This is a genomic window from Haladaptatus sp. AB618 (assembly GCF_024136965.1).
Lineage (GTDB): Archaea > Halobacteriota > Halobacteria > Halobacteriales > Haladaptataceae > Haladaptatus.
On record NZ_JAMYJX010000002.1, the window covers coordinates 361,306 to 377,683 of the forward strand.

Genomic DNA, 16,378 nt, shown 5'->3' on the forward strand with positions numbered 1-16,378 from the left:
AGCCTTTTGGTTGCCCGTCGCGTATCTTGACGTATGTCCGACTGGAAGTACGACGTGGAGGACGTCGGTGAGGATGCCGACGACACGCCATCCGACATATTCTCCGAGGAAGAACCCCTCGAACCGGGGTCCCCATCGGCCGAGAACGTGCTGTTCGTTCTCCTCGGTGCCCTTACCGTTCTGTACGTCTTTCTCCACGCCATCGGGGTCGCGTAACCCACAAACCCTTAATCGTTCGACACCAATCCCCAATCATGGCATCGCCCTTCGATTCGCTCGCGCTCTTGCTCGTCATCGCGGGCGCGGGGCTCACGCTTGCGGAAGCGCTCATTCCCGGCGCACACTTCATCGTCGTCGGCATCGCGCTCCTGCTCGCTGGATTGGTCGCGTTCCTCTTTCCGCCGCTCGCCCAACCGTTCGTGCTCTCGTTCCTCGTCCTCGCGTTCGGCGCGATATCGTTCTACGGCTATCGTCACCTCGACCTCTACGGCGGCAAGGGGTCCGGGAGGACGAAGGACTCGGACTCCTTGAAAGGGACCACCGGCCACGTGACCGAACGCGTGACGCGTTCGGAAGGACAGGTGAAATTGGACAGCGGCGGCTTCAACCCCTACTACGCCGCCCGAACCATGGACGGCGAGATTCCGGAAGGAACGGAAGTGATGGTCATGGACCCCGGCGGCGGGAACGTCGTCACGGTCGAACCCGTCGATTTCATCGAGGACCCTATCGACCGTGAACTCGCACGCGGGCGAACCGACGCGAACCGATCCGAGACGGACCGTGCGGAGCGGGAAACCGAGGAACTGTAATTCTCTTCCCTTTTATTGTCGGATCATATAGGATAAAGTAGCAGAATACTTAACAAGTATGTATCCCAACATCAGGACGTAATGCTGCCCACAATACCCCTGCAGAGCGCCCCACTGACTGGGGGGCTAATGATCGTCGCACTGTTGTTGTTACTGCTCGTTATCGTTACGGTCTGGCAGGCCGTCGAAATCGTGCAGGCGACCGAGAAGCGCGCTCTAACCGTCTTCGGGGAGTACCGCAAACTCCTCGAACCGGGTATCAACTTCGTGCCGCCGTTCGTCAGCAAGACCTACCGCTTCGATATGCGGACTCAGACGCTCGACGTGCCGCGACAGGAGGCCATCACGCGCGACAACTCGCCCGTGACCGCCGACGCCGTCGTCTACATCAAGGTGATGGACGCGAAGAAGGCGTTCCTCGAAGTCGAGGACTACAAGCGTGCCGTCTCGAACCTCGCCCAGACGACGCTTCGTGCCGTCCTCGGTGACATGGAACTCGACGACACGCTCAACAAGCGACAGGAGATCAACGCGAAGATCCGCCGCGAACTCGACGAACCCACGGACGAGTGGGGAATTCGCGTCGAGAGCGTCGAGGTCCGTGAGGTCAACCCGTCCAAGGACGTCCAGCAGGCGATGGAGCAACAGACCAGCGCCGAACGGAAACGCCGTGCCATGATTCTCGAAGCGCAGGGTGAACGCCGCAGCGCCATCGAGACGGCGGAGGGTGACAAGCAGTCCAACATCATCCGCGCGCAAGGTGAAAAGCAGAGCCAGATTCTCGAAGCACAGGGTGACGCGGTTTCGACCGTGCTTCGCGCGAAGTCCGCCGAGTCGATGGGTGAACGCGCCGTCATCGAGAAGGGAATGGAGACGCTCCAAGCCATCGGCGAGGGCGAGTCCACGACGTTCGTCCTCCCGCAGGAACTCTCCTCGCTGGTCGGCCGCTACGGCAAGCACCTGACCGGAAGCGACGTGAAAGAAGGAGAGTCGCAGTTGGACAGCCTCGACTTCGACGGCGAGACCCGCGAACTGCTCGGTCTCGACGACATCGACGAAATCCTCGGACAGATCGACGAGGAAGCCGAGATGGACGTCGAGGAGATGGAGAAACAGGCACAGGCCATCAAGGAAGGCGAGGACAAGGCCCAAATCAAGAGCGCCGACGAGGTCATCGAGGAGATGGACGCCGAGATGGGCGGCGAGATGGAATCCGATCAAGACGAGGATTCCGAGTCGAAAGAAGAGACCGAACTCGAAACCGAAGTCGAGTAAACTGCCCTCCCTCCGTTTTTCCGCGTATCGACTGCGACGCCGTTTTCACACGCCGATATGGCTCACGCCGTGACGGTCGAGTGAACGACGACCGCAGTCCGGATAATGCAATCGTGTCGCGATTTTGATTACTGATGTTTTGACCCCTATCGTACTTCTCGCCCTGCTCGGAACCACTCGATTGTAATTGTCTCCCAAACGAAGCTGTTTTACGTTCCCCGGTTGTACCGATGTATAGATGGTTAAGCACGGGAACGTCGATGAAAATAAGCGCGCCACCCTCCGCCGCTTTGCGGTTTTAGGGGCTGCCGCGCCGCTCGCAAAACTCGCCGAGGGGAACCATTCCGGCGGGCAGAGCGAAGCCCGCGACGCGATTGCGGGCTACGTCACGACGACACCGGGCGCTCATTTCTCGAAGATACGCGACGACCTGCAACTCGGCACCGGCGAGACACAACACCACCTCCGGCAACTGGTGGAACTCGGCGTGGTCGAAAGTCACCGGGATGGCGATTACCGGCGATTCTTCCCGGCCAAACAGTTTTCGGCGTTCGAACAGGTCGCGTTGGGCTATCTCCGACGGGACACGCCGCGCGGAATGATGATCGAACTGCTCCGCAACCCCGATGCGACCGGCAGTGACCTCGCGGCCGCGCTCGACGTCTCCCGACCGACGGTGAGCAAATACGCCGCCGATTTGGACGAAAAAGGCCTGCTCTCGCGTGAGAACGGCTACGCCGTTCGACACCCGGAAACGCTCATCACGCTGCTGGTCCGCTACGCTGATTCGTTCGATGCGAACGCGGAGCAGTTCGCCGGTGAAGCATCGAATCTGATTTCGTTCGATCCCTGAAAATCGGCCGTTTCTCGACATCTCATCGTCGTTTCCGTTTCGTTTGGGAGTAACGACTTTCGTGAAGACGAATGGATGACGGGCCCGGCCGGTGCCGGGCGGAAAACCGACTGGGACGACGCGTCGCGATTATGCGCTGACTTTCCACGTCGTGGAGGAGGAGTAGCCCCACTTCTCGACTTCCACGTCGAAGTTTCCGTCCGCGATTGCGGTCATGTTCGTGCCGACTTCCTTCGCGGTCAGTCCGAGTTCGTCGCCGATGAGTCGGGACTTGAAGTAGGTTTTTGTCGTGCCGTTTTCACGAAGGTAACGGAGAATTCGCTGTTGTTTGTCAGTAAGCGTCGTCGTACCAGCAGTCGTGGTGCTCATACTACTGTAAAAGATGGATACGACCTTAGTGGGTTTGGTACGAGCGGTTAACGCCACGCCCTCTTGTGATTTCTGTGAAAATATATGTGAATATAATTCCTCCCGCGGGGGTGGTTGGTACGGTTGGTTAACGCCACGTTTCGCGGCATGTGTCGCTCTGACTCATGACAACCGTGGCCCAGAAGCTACTTACGGTGCGAGGGTGAGACAGTTCCATAATGAGCGGTGGTTCTGTAGAGGTGAGCGTCGTCCTTCCGTCGTACAACGAGGAGGCGACCATAGAGAATACCGTCGAGACAACCCTCGACACATTGGAATCGTTTCTCCCTCCAGATAGTTTCGAAGTGATCGTTGCCGAAGATGGCTGTGACGACCGAACGCCGGAAATCGCAGATCGAATGGCGGCCCAGGACAAACGGGTTCGCCACTTCCACAGTGACGAACGGTTGGGACGCGGAGGAGCATTGAATCGCGCATTCGAAGAGTCAAACGGAGAGACACTCGTCTACTTCGACACCGACCTCGCGACGGACATGCGACATCTCGAAGAATTGGTCGAGAGCGTCCGTTCCGGCGAGTACGACTTCGCGACGGGGTCGCGGTGGATGCCCGAAAACGTCGCCGACCGCCCGGCGAAACGTGACGTTGCGAGCCGTGGTTTCAACGGGTTGACGCGTCTGTTCCTCCGTTCGGACCTTCGTGACCACCAGTGTGGGTTCAAGGCGTTCGACCGGACCGCCCTGTTCGACGTGCTCGCGGACGTCGGGGACAACCACTGGTTCTGGGACACGGAAGTCCTCGTTCGGGCACAGCGCAAGGGCTACAAAATCAAGGAGTTCTCCGTGGACTGGACGCCGAAGGGCGACACGAAGGTGGACCTCGTCCGCGACGTGTTCGGCATGGGGAGCCAGATCGGTCGCTGCTGGTGGGAGTTCACCGTCGCACCGCGAATCACCCGCGGCGTCTCCATGGCCGTCGGGGTCCTGTTGACCATCATCGCCGTCGCGCTGATGGGTCGATACCTCCCGCTCGGGAAGGTGCTCGACCAGATGGAGCACGCGAACCTCGCACTGGTCGCTCTCGCGGCCGTGGTGTACGTGTTCTCGTGGCCGCTCCGCGGCGTTCGGTACAAGAACATCCTCGAAAAACTCGGTTACACCGAAAGCACCGGTTTCCTCACCGGCGCGATATTCATCAGCCAGACCGGGAACCTCGTGTTCCCCGCCCGACTCGGTGACGGCGTCCGTGCCTACGTGATGAAGGCTCGGCGCAGCATCCCGTACCCGTCCGGCTTTGCGTCGCTCGCGGTCGAACGGGTGTTCGACCTGCTGACGATAACCGTCCTCGCCGGTGTCGTCCTCATCGGACTGACCGTGACGGGACAGGCGGCCACCATCGTACAGGCCGTCACCGGTGCGAAACACGCGGAAGCGGCACGAACCGCGGTGTACGTCGCCGCCGGTGTCGGCGTCCTCGCAATCGCGGCAGTCGCCGTCATCATCGCCAGCGCGCGTTCGGACAGCAACCTCGTCCGTTCGTTCGTCACGCGGGTCAGTTCCGACTCGTACGCGAACCACATCGCGGGCATCGTGGAGCGCTTCACCGGCGACGTGCAGATGGTCGCAAACGACCGTGAAGCCTTCGCGAGCGTCGGTCTGAGCAGTCTCGCGATCTGGTCGCTCGACGTGCTGACGGCCATCCTCGTGCTGACCGCGTTCCGCGACGTGTCGCTGACCCTCGTCACGCTGGTCGCCATCGGCTTCTTCGCCGTCAGCGTCGGCAACCTCGCCAAGGTCCTTCCGCTGTCACCCGGCGGCGTTGGCCTGTACGAGGCCGCGTTCACGGTCTTCGTCGCGGGTCTGACCCCGATTCCGTGGGAGGTCGCACTCGGCGCGGCCATCGTCGACCACGCGGTGAAGAACGTCGTCACGCTCGTCGGCGGCGTCGGGTCGATGTTCTCGCTCAACGTCTCGCTGACCCAAGCGGTCGAGGAGGGTCGTGACGTGTCGGTCGAGGAACCGGCCTCGCTCGACGATTAATAGAATTCGGTGACGAACGGGGCGAGCGCCCCCGCCACCGCGTGTTCCAACGCTTCCTGTCTGTCGATGATTCCGTCCGTGAGCGCTCCCGCCGCACCCTGCTTTTTCGCCACGTCGTCCTCGCCGAGGGTGTCGTCCATCACCGGGCCGAGTTCCTCGCCGTCCCGTATCCGTTCGGCGATCGATTCCGGAAGCTGTAGTCGCGGTCCGGCACCGTGGCCCATCGTCTCGCCGTCCGTCACGGCGGCCCACATGACGAGATACAATCCGTCCGTTCCCGAAACCTCGGCGACGCCGCCTTCCAAACCGACGCCGAGGTCGTACTCCCCGGAACGGACGACTCGCCGGGCGCGATTCTCCGCTCCCTCGACGGTCTCTCCTTCTCCGAACGGTTGTTCCGCGACCCCCGACTCGACGGGGAGGGATTCGACGCGAGCGTCGAATCGCCCACCGAGGGCGGCTTCCACTGCGGCCACTTTCACTGGGTTTCCACTGCCGACTCCGATTCGCATGGTCGTCGTCTCTCGTCCGCCGACTTGGTGATTGCTACTCAGTCGTCGGCTGGCTCGATGGCGTCCGGGTGCAGTATCCGGGCCATCGTCTCGATGCCATCGAGCAGTCGCGGACTCGGCTGGTTCAACAGCGAGTCGTCGAGGACGTGGACGGCATCGTTCTCGACCGCTGGAATTTCCCACTCACGGTCGAGGACGGCCTCGGGGTCGCTTCGCTCCCCTCGTCCGCAGACGTGGAGGAACACGTGTTCCGGGTTCGCCGCCTCGACGTCCGCCGAATCCACTTCGCGGGAGCGCTCCCCCGCTGGCAGAAACGGATACTCCCCGCCAGCGGCCCGCACCGCGTCGGGAACCCAGTTTCCGGCGGCGGTCGGTGGCTCGGACCACTCCTCGCAGTAGACGGTCGGTCTCGGCCGCCCGCGCACCAATCGGCGAACACGTTCGATACGACTCCGGGCACGCCACGCGAGGTCGTGTCCCGCTTGCGGTTTCCCGAGTGCCCGGCCGACCGTCGCGAACGAGTCGATGACGTCGCCGAGCGTTCGCGGGTCGACGTGGACGACGCGCTGGTCACGGTCACGGAGTTCGTCGCGCACGTCCGCTTGTAACGAGTCGGTCGTAACGACGAGGTCCGGGTCACACGCTCGGATAGCCTCGTAATTCGGGTTCAGCCACCCGCCGACCGCGGGAACGTCGTCCGAATCGACTCGGCAGTGGTGCGTGACGCCGACGAGCATGTCTGTCGCGTCGAGTTCCCGTACGATTTCGGTGACACTCGGTGCGAGCGACACGACGCGGGTTGACTCCATGGGAATCGATTCGTTCCGTTGTGGGTAAACAGTTCGTTACCGGCCGGTAATCCCTTCTTAAACATTTCGCTCGGTTGACGCCAAACGGCGACTTCACGCCCCGTGTGACTGTTTCACGAACACACGGGGCGTCAAAAACGAATTCTTTAAGTACCTTTCGTCATAACCACGAGTTAAGACTGCGGTATCCGGGTTTTTCGGGATTAACCTGCCCGGTAGCCGACGCTCCCTCTGAGGAGGTACTGCACATGCAAAACACGAGTATTCGAACGAGAAGCAACGAATCCGAAGTAGAGAAAAGCGGGCAGAAAGGCCAAACCTGCCCCGAATGTAGCGGTAAGCTCATCGCCGACTCCGGCCACGGCGAAACCATCTGTCAGGACTGTGGTCTGGTCGTCGAAGTGGACAACGTCGACCGCGGACCGGAGTGGCGCGCATTCGACGCCAAGGAGAAAAACGAGAAGTCCCGCGTCGGCGCGCCGACGACGAACACGATGCACGACAAGGGGCTCTCGACCAACATCGACTGGCGAAACAAGGACGCCTACGGTAATTCGCTCGGTTCCCGCCAGCGCGAGAAGATGCAGCGCCTCCGCAAGTGGAACGAGCGCTTCCGCACCCGCGACAGCAAGGAACGCAACCTCAAGCAGGCACTCGGCGAAATCGACCGCATGGCGAGCGCGCTCGGCCTCCCGGACAACGTCCGCGAAATGGCCAGCGTCATCTACCGCCGTGCACTGAACGAGGACCTCCTACCGGGCCGTTCCATCGAGGGCGTTTCGACCTCGTGCGTGTACGCCGCCGCCCGACAGGCCGGTGTGCCGCGCAGTTTGGACGAGATCACCGAGGTCAGCCGCGTCGAGAAGAGCGAAGTCGCACGAACCTACCGCTACGTCGTGCGCGAACTCAGCCTCGAAGTCAAACCCGCCGACCCCGAGAGCTACGTCCCACGATTCGCGTCCGGACTCGAACTCTCGGACGAGGCAGAACATCGCGCCCGTGAACTCCTCCGCAACGCGAAGGAACAGGGCGTTCACAGCGGGAAATCGCCCGTCGGACTCGCGGCCGCCGCCGTCTACGCCGCCGCGCTGTTGACCAACGAGAAGACCACGCAGGCCGAGGTCAGCGACGTGGCCGACATCAGCGAAGTCACCATCCGAAACCGCTACCACGAGTTGCTCGAAGCCGAAGAAGGAACCGTTGCGCTGTAGACGAGTTTGAAAAGAGGTTTTTACGCCGCGCCGATACATTCAGGAAGCTACTGCAATGGAAACCGAGCACGAGATTCACGTCGGTGATGCACGCGACAACTCGCTTCCCGACGATTCGATGGATCTCGTCGTCACGTCGCCCCCCTATCCGATGATCGAGATGTGGGACGACCTGTTCGGCGAGGTGAACTCCGCCATCGAAACCGCGCTGGAGCGAGGCGACGGCGATACCGCATTCGAGTTGATGCACGACGAAATCGACGCCGTCTGGGCCGAAGTCACTCGCGTGTTGAAGCCCGGCGGAATCGCGGTGGTAAACGTCGGCGATGCGACGCGAAAGGTGGACGGAACCTTCCAGTCGTTTCCCAACCACGCCCGAGTGCTCCGCCATCTCCGCAAGCGGGGACTCAAACCCCTCCCCGACATCCTCTGGCGCAAGCCGTCGAACCGCCTGACGAAGTTCATGGGGTCGGGGATGCTCCCGCCGAACGCGTACACCGCGCTCGAACACGAATACCTCCTCGTCTTCCGTAACGGCGACACCCGCGAATTCGAACCCGGTATCGACCACCGCTACGAGTCGGTGTACTTCTGGGAGGAGCGAAACGAGTGGTTTTCCGACCTCTGGACGAACGTCCGCGGCGAGGAGCAGTTGCTGGACCACGGCGACCTCCGCGAGCGTTCGGCGGCGTTCCCATTCGAACTCCCGTACCGCCTCATCTCCATGTTTTCCGTCTACGGCGACACGGTTTTCGACCCGTTTTGGGGGACTGGAACCACCTCGCTCGCCGCGATGGTCGCCGGGCGAAATTCCGTCGGCTACGAACTCGAAGCCGACTTCACGGAACTGTTCGCGGAGCGGGTCGCCGCCGTCGAGGAACTCTCACGCGAAATCGTCGGCGAACGACTCGACGACCACCGCGAGTTCGTTTCCGACCACGACGGACAGCTCAAATATGACGCCCGTAACTACGACTTCCCCGTCAAGACCGCCCAGGAACGGGATATTTTGCTGTACGAGGTGAGCGGCGTGGAACGCGACGGGACGCGATTTTTCGCCACACACGAACCGTACTCCGAGTAATCTTTTATTCATCGACGCGAATTCGAAGCCATGAACTTCGATTCCTTTTCGCTCGCCGTGAGCACGGCCGACCTCGGCGACGAACCTCCTGCCCGCGACCACGCCGATCTCGTGGAGTTTCGAATGGACCTCGCGGACGACCCGCTCCCGTCGCTGTCCGCCTACGACGGTGAACTCCCCATTATCGCCACCAACCGCGCCGCGTGGGAGGGCGGCGAGGCCACCGGTGACGAGCGACTGGACGACCTGGCTATAGCCGCCGAACATCCGTCAGTCGTCGCGGTGGACGTCGAACTCGAAACTCTGCTCACGGAGCAGGGCAAGGAAGCCGCCGCCCACGCACGCGACAACGACGCGCACGTCGTCGCTTCGGTCCACGATTTCGAGGCGACACCCTCCCAGAAACGGATGCGCGAACTGCTCGAAAACTGCACCGACCACGCCGACGTGGGAAAACTCGCCGTCACCGCCCACTCCCGTTCGGACGTGCTCGACGTACTCCGCGTGACGAACCTCCTCACGGAATACGGCCGAACCGTCGCCACCCTCGCCATGGGCGAATCCGGTCGCCACTCGCGGGCAGTCGCCCCCATCTACGGGTCGAAAATCGGCTACGCACCCCTCGACCTGGCCGACGCGACCGCGCCGGGACAGTACGATTTGGCCACCCTGTCGCGGCTTGTGGACGAGTTGGGAGGGAAATAGCTCGGGAGACGCCTGCTCCCTATCCGTGACCGTCGCGCGCGACGAATCGATTGTCACACGCCGGCCATCGAGGGAAAAAATGATAATGAACTGAATCGTACCCGAACATATGGTCCCTGCTCATACCATCGAACGGCGTCGCTCCCACCTGAGCGGAGTCGCCACCCTCGTCGGCGGGTTCGGCGTTTTCCTCGGTGCGGCCGCCGGACTCCACGCATCGAACGTCGGACTCGTCTCCCTCCTCGCAGCTATCGGCGTCGCGTTCCTCGAAGTTCGCCACACGTCTCGCTATCGTGGCGCGGTTTCGCTCCCCTTCGCGGCGACCGGTGTGATGGTTCTCCTCTGGACGACCCTCGCCCAACCTGCGGACCCGAGTTATGCGTTCGGCGGCCTCCTTTTCGTGGTCTTCGGACTCGCGAACCTCTTCGGCCTGAGCGCCGTCAGGAGGACGTTCCGCGAGTTCGGCGAGGCCGCCGGACGGCACTTTCACTGAACCGACCACCCCTCACTACGTTCGTTGACTCCGTTTTTCGAGGGAATACTTGGGCAACTCACCACATCGGAAGAGTTTAACACACTCCGTCAGCTATCAACGACTAGTGACACGGAAGAAAAAACGCCCATGGCTCGCCGCCCTCGGTTCCTTCGTCTATCCGGGATTGGGGCATTTCTACCTCCGTCAGTGGCTTCGCGGGTTCCTCTGGTTCGGATTCATGTTGCTCACTGCCTACTTCTTCATCCCTCCAGCGGTGGCTAACGAACTATCCGTCGCGATTCAGAACAACGACATGGCCGCCTACTCACAGGCGACCCAGAACCTCGGCCTCGATGTCTCCCTCCCGCTCCTGTTCGTATCGGTCTGCAACATCGTCGACGCGTACTGGTCCGCTGTTCGGAACAACCGCGTCGTCCAAGAGGCGGTGGACGGGACGGTACGCTGTCCCAACTGCGGCCGGAAAGTGGATCCGGAGTTCGACTTCTGTCAGTGGTGTTCGTCGTCGATAGACGCCGAATCTACTGCTCGATAATACTCTCTTCGACGCTCTCGCCGAAGTGCCGTGCGCCGCCCTCCAAGAAAAGTTTGACCTCGTCGCCGACGTCGAGGTCCGTCACGGCCTTTCTCCCGTCCGGCGTGGCGACTTTGATGGTTTCGGCGTTCTGCAGTAGCGTCTCCACCCGGTCGCCGTCCTTCGTTTCCACCTGCACCCGGAACATGGGCCGTTTCTCTATCTTCACCCGACCGACCACCGCTTCGCGGGTGTTGCCGTCGGTATCCACCAACTGGACCTCGTCGCCGCTTTGGAGTTCAGCGAGGTATTTCGTCCCGCCGTCGGGGACGCGGACGTAGGCGTGAACCGCGCCCGCGTTTACCCGGAAGGGGCGCGAGGCGACGTAGGGCGATTCGGCCGTCTCGGCGTGAACGAAGAAGAGACCGCGGGACATCGATCCGACGAGCATCCCCTCGTCGTGTTCCATCAACGATCCGGTATCCACACAGACGCGGTCCGCGCTGCCGGTCTGTTCGATGGCGAGGACTTCACCCCACTCCAACTCCAGTGTCTCGCGTTCGGCGGCGTCGCGCACCTCCACCGTCGAGCGAATTTCGTCCGGGTTGTCGCTGTCCAACAGCACGGCGTCAGCGCCGAGTTCCAGCGTCTCGAAGGCGGTCCGTGCCTCCTCGGCGTTCGTGACACCCGCGACGAGTTCCGTCTCCTCGCCGATGCGCGCAATGAGGTTTTCGAGCGGGATGATGGTCCAGTCCTCGCCGACGATGACGGTATAGTCGGCGTCCTCCGCCGCGGCTTGGGCGAACGATTCGTACTCCTCGCCCAGAATTCGGACGTAGGCACCTTCCGCCTCGTCCTCACGCCTGAGCGTCGAGAGGTCGGCGGAGCCGGAGAAATCCGAGGGGAGGTCTACCGTCCCATCTCCTTCGCCGTTCTTTCCGACGATTCGGGCGTCAGCGCGCTCGCGCTCGCCTCCGTCCTCCTCCGCGTCGAAGACGTGGATGTCCCCATCGCTATGGAACGCCGCCACGTTCACGTCACCGAGTTCTCGAACGCGCTCGACATCGTCATCGTCGACCAAAATCCAGTCCACACCGGCTTCCAAACCGGCCGTGATGCGTTTGCGTCGAGTCTCCCAATCGCCGACGCTGTCGTCGGCTTTCAACCATACGGAGCGTGTCATGCTGAATCGCTCGCAGTCGTATGGCTTGAACGTGGCGGAATCCGCAACTTCTCGCTATCGCTGTCGTCGCAAGTTCGTACTCAGTAGGTTTTTCTTCCGCCTCGAATATCACTACCAAATGACCGATTTCGACGCGATTCTCTTCGACCTCGATTCGACGCTGTGCGTCTCGGACCAAGACGAGGAGGCACTCGTCGCGGAGGCGTTCGACCGCGTTTCCGTCGAACAGTACTGTACGCTCGACGATATCGTCGCGGCAGTGGACGGCATCCCGACCGCCGAAACGCCACACGAGTTCTACGAATTCTGTTTCGACGCCACCGCTCGAAACGCGGGTGTCGAGGACGCACACGCTTCGGAACTCGCCTCCGCGTACGAGGCGTGTCTCGACCATTCCGCGGTTTCGTTTCGCCCCGGCGCGAAAGCGGCGCTGGAAGCGGCCAGCGAGACGAACGTCGCCCTCGTGACGAACGGGGACGAGGAGACCCAGACCGTCAAATTGGAGGCGCTCGGAATTACCGACGTCTTCGACACGCACGTATTCGTCGACCCTCGTGGCGGGGTTCCGCCGAAACCGGACCCGACGCCGTTCGAGCGCGCCCTGAGCGAACTCGATGTGAACGCGGAAAACACGATCCATGTCGGCGATTCACTCCGCGCGGACGTGGCCGGGGCGAACGCTTTCGGTATCGACTCCGTGTGGGTCCCCTACGAAGAACGGGTCACGAATCCAACCCCCGAACCGACGTACACGCTCCCGTCGCTCGCGGAATTTCCGACTATCCTGTAGAAATCAGACTTCGACCGACAGCCCCGCTTCGTCCAGCGCGTCCTCGGCGGAGAGGTCGTCGTGGACGACGCCCGAAACCGCCCGTGCGATGGCTTCCGGATCGTCGTGCTGGAAGACCGACCGGCCGATGGAGACGCCCGCGCCCCCGGCGTCCATCGCGCCGCGAACCGCTTCGAGGGTCGCCTTGTCGCCCTCGGGCGCACCACCGGCGATGACGACGGGGAGGCGCGTCGATTCCACGACGTGCTCGAAGCTTTCGGGGTCACCGCTGTAGGCCGTCTTCACCACGTCAGCGCCGAGTTCCTCCGCCAATCGTACCGCGTGGCCGAGGCTTTCGGCGTCGTGTTCGTCGATCCCCGGTCCGCGAGCGTAGGACATGGCGAGGACGGGAATCCCGAATTTGCTCGCCGTATCGCAGACCTCCGCAAGGTCGGTGATCTGTTTGGGTTCGTAGTTGCTGCCGACGTTGAGGTGGAGGGACACGGCGTCGGCCCCGGCCGCGATGGCCTCCTGTACCGTTCCGGTCATTCGTTTGTCGTTCGAGTCCGGGCCGATAACGGTAGAAGCGTTCAGATGGACGATGTACCCCGCGTCGTTCTTGTGGTCGTGGACGCGCGATGCGATTCCCTTCTGGGTGAGGACGGCGTCGGCACCGCCCCGTGTCACCGCGTCGATGGTCGATTCGATGTCTTTCAGTCCCTTTACCGCGCCCAGTGTGATGCCGTGGTCCATCGGGACGATAACGTAGCGCCCGTCGGACCCGATTCGGTCGAGTCGTGCTGTGATTCCTGTGTCCATAGTATGTTAAAGAGTCCCAATCTAGTTTGAAGTTCGTTCCGGTTCCGGTATATCCTGTCTCCCTTCGCGTGCCCCGGATTTGAGTTCAGCGGCTTTGGTTTCGAGGCGTTCCGCGACGTCCTCACCGGAGGCGACGATGTCGACGAGCGCGCTCCCGACGACGACGCCGTCCGCGCCCGCCGAGACGATCTCCCGGGCGTGTTCGCCTTCGCTCACGCCGAACCCGACCGCCTTCGGCAAGTCGCTTCCAGCCAGTCGTTGGAGGCTCTCGTGCGTATCGCCGCTCACGTCCGCCTGTGCGCCCGTCGTTCCCATCCGAGCCTGCACGTAGACGAATCCGGACGCTTGCGTGGAGATGCGTCGCTTGCGCCTGTCGGTCGTCGTCGGCGCGACGATGAACACGAGATCGAGTCCGTATTCGTCACACGCCAGTCGGAGCGGACCGCTCTCCTCCACGGGGAGGTCCGGAACGATGAGTCCCGCGATACCGGCATCGGCGGCGGCGGAGACGAACGCTTCGACGCCCTCCTCGGAACCATACTGATAAATCAGATTGTAGTAGGTCATGCAGACGATGGGAACGTCCACGTCCAACTCCGAAACGAGGCCGAGATATTTTTGCGGGGTCATCCCGCCGTCCAACGCGCGCTGGATGGCGTTCTGAATCGTCGGGCCGTCCGCGATGGGTTCCGAGAACGGCAGGCCGAGTTCGATCACATCCGCGCCGCCGCGGACGAGTGCCCGGACGTACTCCTTCGTCTCCTCGATACCCGGGTCGCCAGCGACGACGTACGGAATCAGGGCCGGTTCGTCCGCAAAGGCCGATTCGAGGTCTGATTTCGAGTGGCTCATTCAAAAACCTCCATGCTCGGTGCCGCGTCGATGCCACGTTTCTCGCTCTCCTCGATGACCGTGTCGAGGTCCTTGTCGCCGCGTCCGGAGACGTTGACGATCACGAGGTCGCCCAACTCGTCCAAGTCCGTTACCTCTTCGAGGAAAGCAACCGCGTGACTCGATTCCAGCGCGGGAATGATCCCCTCCAACTTCGAGAGTCGGTGGAACGCTTCGAGCGCCGCGTCGTCGTCGACGTTGACCGGCGTCACGCGGCCGGTTTCGACGAGGTGAGCGAGTTCCGGGCCGACGCCGGAGTAGTCGAGTCCTGCACTCACGCTGTGGGATTCGAGTATCTGTCCGTCCTCGCTCTGGAGCAGTTTCGTCCGCGCCCCGTGGAGCACGCCGTCCTCGCCGGTCGAAAGCGAGGCCGAATTCGGTGCGACGCCCTCGTCCTCGTCGATAGTCAGTCCCGACCCGCCCGCTTCGACGGCGAACAGGGAAACGTCCTCATCGGGAACGAAGTTGTGGAACGCGCCCATTGTGTTCGACCCGCCGCCAGCGCAGGCGACGACGCTGTCGGGCAGTCGTCCGGCCTGTTCCCGGATCTGTTCGCGGGACTCCTCGCTGATGACCGACTGGAAGTCACGGACCATCTTCGGGAACGGGTGTGGGCCGACGACGCTCCCGATGACGTAGTGGGTGTCCTCGACGTTGGTCGCCCAGTCGCGCATGGTCTCGTTGATGGCCTCCTTCAGCGTCCCCGACCCGACATCGACGGGGATGACATCGGCGTCGTGGGTTCGCATCCGGAAGACGTTCGGGCGCTGGCGGTTGATGTCGGTTCTGCCCATGAACACCTCACAGTCGATATCGAGGTAGGCGGCGGCCATCGCGGTCGCGGTGCCGTGCTGGCCCGCGCCCGTTTCGGCGACGATTCGCTCCTTGCCCATGTACTTCGCCAGCAGGACCTGACCGAGCGCGTTGTTCAGTTTGTGCGCGCCGCCGTGGACCAGGTCCTCCCGTTTGAGGTAGATTTCCTTCCCGTAGCGCTCGCTCAGCGCGTCCGCACGCTGGAGCGGCGTCGGTCGTCCGCCGAAGTCCCGCATGTGGCGGCGGAACTCGTCCATGAAACCGTCCTCGTTATTGAGGACGTAGCGTTCGTAGGCCGATTGCAACTCCTCGATGGCGGGCATCAGCACTTCCGGAACGTACTGGCCGCCGTATTCGCCGAATTTCGTTTCGTTCGCTTCGTTCATCGCGTTCCTCTCGTTCGCTTCGTTCGTCTCACTCATGCGTTGACCAACCTCCGCGTGTTCTCGGCCACGTCGCCGTCCATGATCGCGCTTCCGACAAGCAGGCCGTCCGCGCCCGCATCCCGCATTCGACGGGCGTCCTCCGTCGTGGTGATACCGCTTTCGGCGACGAGGGTTACGTCGTTCGGTACCGCGGGCGATACCGACTCGAAGGTGTCCAGATCGACTTCCAGTCGTGCGAGGTCACGGTTGTTCACGCCGACGATGTCCGCACCGGCGTCGAGCGCTTCCGCCAACTCCTCCCCGCTGTGAACTTCGACGAGCACCTGAAAGCCGCGCTCTTCGGCGGCCGAAAGCAGACCCGCCAAATCGTCAACGAATCGCACGATGAGGAGGACGAGGTCGGCCTCCACGACGTCCAGTTGCTCCTCCCGAACGATGAAATCCTTGCGGAGAACGGGAACGTCGACCGCCTCGCGGATTCGCCGGAGGTTTTCCGGATCGCCACCGAAGTGGTCCGGTTCGGTCAACACCGACAGGGCGGCCGCCCCGTTTTCGACCATCGTTTCGGCCAGTTCGACGGGGTCGTCGCTTCGTTCGCCCTCCGTCGTCGGACTGGTCGGCTTTACCTCCGCGATCAGCGGCACCCGTTCGTCGTCCGCCGCCGCCGCGAGCGCGTCCGGAAACGAACGGGGAGTCACGGACACCCGTTCGGTCTCCTCGTCCGGTACCCGCTCCCGAGCGGTCCGGAGGATGGACTCGACCGCGGGTGCGAGCGCACCATCTACGTTCATTGTAGTACATCAACGGACTAGTTTGTACATAAGACTTGCGTCCGGGGGAC

At 62.4% G+C, this 16,378-nt stretch carries 19 protein-coding genes; 11 read left to right on the forward strand and 8 right to left on the reverse strand.

Annotated features, from left to right (window positions below; translation table 11 throughout):
- Nucleotides 1-33 precede the first annotated feature (33 nt).
- The 4 genes from NKF26_RS08670 (at nucleotide 34) to NKF26_RS08685 (ending at nucleotide 2,940) form a co-directional block, all read left to right on the forward strand.
- Nucleotides 34-216, forward strand: coding sequence for a hypothetical protein (locus NKF26_RS08670; protein WP_253226643.1), 183 nt, complete (start codon nucleotides 34-36; stop codon nucleotides 214-216).
- 38 nt (nucleotides 217-254) lie between these two features.
- Nucleotides 255-812: an NfeD family protein gene (locus tag NKF26_RS08675; protein ID WP_253226642.1), complete on the forward strand. Its 558-nt coding sequence runs from the start codon at nucleotides 255-257 to the stop codon at nucleotides 810-812.
- Between the two features lie 81 nt (nucleotides 813-893).
- Nucleotides 894-2,087: an SPFH domain-containing protein gene (locus NKF26_RS08680; protein WP_253226641.1), complete on the forward strand. Its 1,194-nt coding sequence runs from the start codon at nucleotides 894-896 to the stop codon at nucleotides 2,085-2,087.
- A gap of 238 nt (nucleotides 2,088-2,325) precedes the next feature.
- Nucleotides 2,326-2,940: a MarR family transcriptional regulator gene (locus NKF26_RS08685; protein WP_253234185.1), complete on the forward strand. Its 615-nt coding sequence runs from the start codon at nucleotides 2,326-2,328 to the stop codon at nucleotides 2,938-2,940.
- A 129-nt stretch (nucleotides 2,941-3,069) separates the two neighbouring features.
- On the opposite strand, the gene NKF26_RS08690 is transcribed toward NKF26_RS08685, so the two are convergent.
- The gene (locus tag NKF26_RS08690; protein ID WP_066145204.1) at nucleotides 3,070-3,309 is read right to left on the reverse strand and encodes a hypothetical protein; all 240 of its coding nucleotides are present in this window, start codon (nucleotides 3,307-3,309) and stop codon (nucleotides 3,070-3,072) included.
- A gap of 218 nt (nucleotides 3,310-3,527) precedes the next feature.
- On the opposite strand from NKF26_RS08690, the gene NKF26_RS08695 reads away from it, so the two are divergent.
- Nucleotides 3,528-5,348 carry a flippase-like domain-containing protein gene (locus NKF26_RS08695; RefSeq protein ID WP_253226639.1) on the forward strand — a complete coding sequence of 607 codons (1,821 nt, stop codon included), beginning with the start codon at nucleotides 3,528-3,530 and terminating at the stop codon, nucleotides 5,346-5,348.
- Here the strand turns inward: NKF26_RS08695 and yjjX are convergent.
- Both yjjX and NKF26_RS08705 read right to left on the reverse strand, forming a co-directional pair.
- Complete coding sequence (gene yjjX, locus NKF26_RS08700) at nucleotides 5,345-5,860, reverse strand: inosine/xanthosine triphosphatase (protein WP_253226638.1); 516 nt, start codon at nucleotides 5,858-5,860, stop codon at nucleotides 5,345-5,347. The genes NKF26_RS08695 and yjjX overlap by 4 nt on opposite strands.
- A 38-nt stretch (nucleotides 5,861-5,898) precedes the next feature.
- Entirely contained in the window at nucleotides 5,899-6,669 is a 771-nt protein-coding gene (locus NKF26_RS08705; RefSeq protein WP_253226637.1) for a cobalamin-binding protein, read from the reverse strand.
- Between the two features lie 248 nt (nucleotides 6,670-6,917).
- Between NKF26_RS08705 and NKF26_RS08710 the strand changes: the two genes are divergently transcribed.
- From NKF26_RS08710 to NKF26_RS08730, 5 genes are all read left to right on the forward strand, one after another.
- Nucleotides 6,918-7,880: a transcription initiation factor IIB family protein gene (locus NKF26_RS08710; RefSeq protein WP_253226636.1), complete on the forward strand. Its 963-nt coding sequence runs from the start codon at nucleotides 6,918-6,920 to the stop codon at nucleotides 7,878-7,880.
- Nucleotides 7,881-7,935: 55 nt separating this feature from the next.
- Nucleotides 7,936-8,964 carry a site-specific DNA-methyltransferase gene (locus NKF26_RS08715; protein ID WP_253234186.1) on the forward strand — a complete coding sequence of 343 codons (1,029 nt, stop codon included), beginning with the start codon at nucleotides 7,936-7,938 and terminating at the stop codon, nucleotides 8,962-8,964.
- A 30-nt stretch (nucleotides 8,965-8,994) separates the two neighbouring features.
- Complete coding sequence (locus NKF26_RS08720) at nucleotides 8,995-9,669, forward strand: type I 3-dehydroquinate dehydratase (RefSeq protein ID WP_253226634.1); 675 nt, start codon at nucleotides 8,995-8,997, stop codon at nucleotides 9,667-9,669.
- A 109-nt stretch (nucleotides 9,670-9,778) separates the two neighbouring features.
- The gene (locus NKF26_RS08725; RefSeq protein WP_253226633.1) at nucleotides 9,779-10,162 is read left to right on the forward strand and encodes a hypothetical protein; all 384 of its coding nucleotides are present in this window, start codon (nucleotides 9,779-9,781) and stop codon (nucleotides 10,160-10,162) included.
- Nucleotides 10,163-10,268: 106 nt separating this feature from the next.
- Nucleotides 10,269-10,697: a zinc ribbon domain-containing protein gene (locus NKF26_RS08730; protein ID WP_253226632.1), complete on the forward strand. Its 429-nt coding sequence runs from the start codon at nucleotides 10,269-10,271 to the stop codon at nucleotides 10,695-10,697.
- On the opposite strand, the gene NKF26_RS08735 is transcribed toward NKF26_RS08730, so the two are convergent.
- Nucleotides 10,684-11,859: a 3-dehydroquinate synthase II gene (locus NKF26_RS08735; RefSeq protein ID WP_253226631.1), complete on the reverse strand. Its 1,176-nt coding sequence runs from the start codon at nucleotides 11,857-11,859 to the stop codon at nucleotides 10,684-10,686. The genes NKF26_RS08730 and NKF26_RS08735 overlap by 14 nt on opposite strands.
- Nucleotides 11,860-11,977: 118 nt before the next feature.
- On the opposite strand from NKF26_RS08735, the gene NKF26_RS08740 reads away from it, so the two are divergent.
- Nucleotides 11,978-12,649, forward strand: a complete 672-nt coding sequence (locus NKF26_RS08740) for an HAD family hydrolase (protein WP_253226630.1) — start codon at nucleotides 11,978-11,980, stop codon at nucleotides 12,647-12,649.
- 3 nt (nucleotides 12,650-12,652) lie between these two features.
- Here the strand turns inward: NKF26_RS08740 and NKF26_RS08745 are convergent, their stop codons facing one another.
- From NKF26_RS08745 to trpC, 4 genes are read right to left on the reverse strand one after another with little or no spacing between them, the layout of a single operon-like run.
- Complete coding sequence (locus NKF26_RS08745) at nucleotides 12,653-13,447, reverse strand: 2-amino-3,7-dideoxy-D-threo-hept-6-ulosonate synthase (protein WP_066144194.1); 795 nt, start codon at nucleotides 13,445-13,447, stop codon at nucleotides 12,653-12,655.
- Nucleotides 13,448-13,468: 21 nt separating this feature from the next.
- Nucleotides 13,469-14,299, reverse strand: coding sequence for a tryptophan synthase subunit alpha (gene trpA, locus NKF26_RS08750; protein WP_253226629.1), 831 nt, complete (start codon nucleotides 14,297-14,299; stop codon nucleotides 13,469-13,471).
- Nucleotides 14,296-15,573, reverse strand: a complete 1,278-nt coding sequence (gene trpB / locus NKF26_RS08755; RefSeq protein ID WP_253226628.1) for a tryptophan synthase subunit beta — start codon at nucleotides 15,571-15,573, stop codon at nucleotides 14,296-14,298. The genes trpA and trpB overlap by 4 nt, the downstream gene beginning before the upstream one ends.
- On the reverse strand, nucleotides 15,570-16,328 hold the full coding sequence (gene trpC / locus NKF26_RS08760; protein WP_066144188.1) for an indole-3-glycerol phosphate synthase: 759 nt from the start codon (nucleotides 16,326-16,328) through the stop codon (nucleotides 15,570-15,572). Before trpC ends, trpB begins: the two co-directional genes overlap by 4 nt.
- Nucleotides 16,329-16,378 lie beyond the last annotated feature (50 nt).

Bases quoted from the DNA above. Each gene is read 5' to 3' on its own strand.
- NKF26_RS08705 (WP_253226637.1), bottom strand. From the start codon at position 6,669: ATGGAGTCAACCCGCGTCGTGTCGCTCGCACCGAGTGTCACCGAAATC.
- trpA (WP_253226629.1), bottom strand. From the start codon at position 14,299: ATGAGCCACTCGAAATCAGACCTCGAATCGGCCTTTGCGGACGAACCG.
- NKF26_RS08735 (WP_253226631.1), bottom strand. From the start codon at position 11,859: ATGACACGCTCCGTATGGTTGAAAGCCGACGACAGCGTCGGCGATTGG.
- NKF26_RS08685 (WP_253234185.1), top strand. From the start codon at position 2,326: ATGGTTAAGCACGGGAACGTCGATGAAAATAAGCGCGCCACCCTCCGC.
- NKF26_RS08740 (WP_253226630.1), top strand. From the start codon at position 11,978: ATGACCGATTTCGACGCGATTCTCTTCGACCTCGATTCGACGCTGTGC.
- trpB (WP_253226628.1), bottom strand. From the start codon at position 15,573: ATGAGTGAGACGAACGAAGCGAACGAGAGGAACGCGATGAACGAAGCG.
- NKF26_RS08675 (WP_253226642.1), top strand. From the start codon at position 255: ATGGCATCGCCCTTCGATTCGCTCGCGCTCTTGCTCGTCATCGCGGGC.
- NKF26_RS08680 (WP_253226641.1), top strand. From the start codon at position 894: ATGCTGCCCACAATACCCCTGCAGAGCGCCCCACTGACTGGGGGGCTA.
- NKF26_RS08690 (WP_066145204.1), bottom strand. From the start codon at position 3,309: ATGAGCACCACGACTGCTGGTACGACGACGCTTACTGACAAACAACAG.
- trpC (WP_066144188.1), bottom strand. From the start codon at position 16,328: ATGAACGTAGATGGTGCGCTCGCACCCGCGGTCGAGTCCATCCTCCGG.
- yjjX (WP_253226638.1), bottom strand. From the start codon at position 5,860: ATGCGAATCGGAGTCGGCAGTGGAAACCCAGTGAAAGTGGCCGCAGTG.
- NKF26_RS08715 (WP_253234186.1), top strand. From the start codon at position 7,936: ATGGAAACCGAGCACGAGATTCACGTCGGTGATGCACGCGACAACTCG.
- NKF26_RS08720 (WP_253226634.1), top strand. From the start codon at position 8,995: ATGAACTTCGATTCCTTTTCGCTCGCCGTGAGCACGGCCGACCTCGGC.
- NKF26_RS08725 (WP_253226633.1), top strand. From the start codon at position 9,779: ATGGTCCCTGCTCATACCATCGAACGGCGTCGCTCCCACCTGAGCGGA.
- NKF26_RS08695 (WP_253226639.1), top strand. From the start codon at position 3,528: ATGAGCGGTGGTTCTGTAGAGGTGAGCGTCGTCCTTCCGTCGTACAAC.
- NKF26_RS08745 (WP_066144194.1), bottom strand. From the start codon at position 13,447: ATGGACACAGGAATCACAGCACGACTCGACCGAATCGGGTCCGACGGG.
- NKF26_RS08670 (WP_253226643.1), top strand. From the start codon at position 34: ATGTCCGACTGGAAGTACGACGTGGAGGACGTCGGTGAGGATGCCGAC.
- NKF26_RS08710 (WP_253226636.1), top strand. From the start codon at position 6,918: ATGCAAAACACGAGTATTCGAACGAGAAGCAACGAATCCGAAGTAGAG.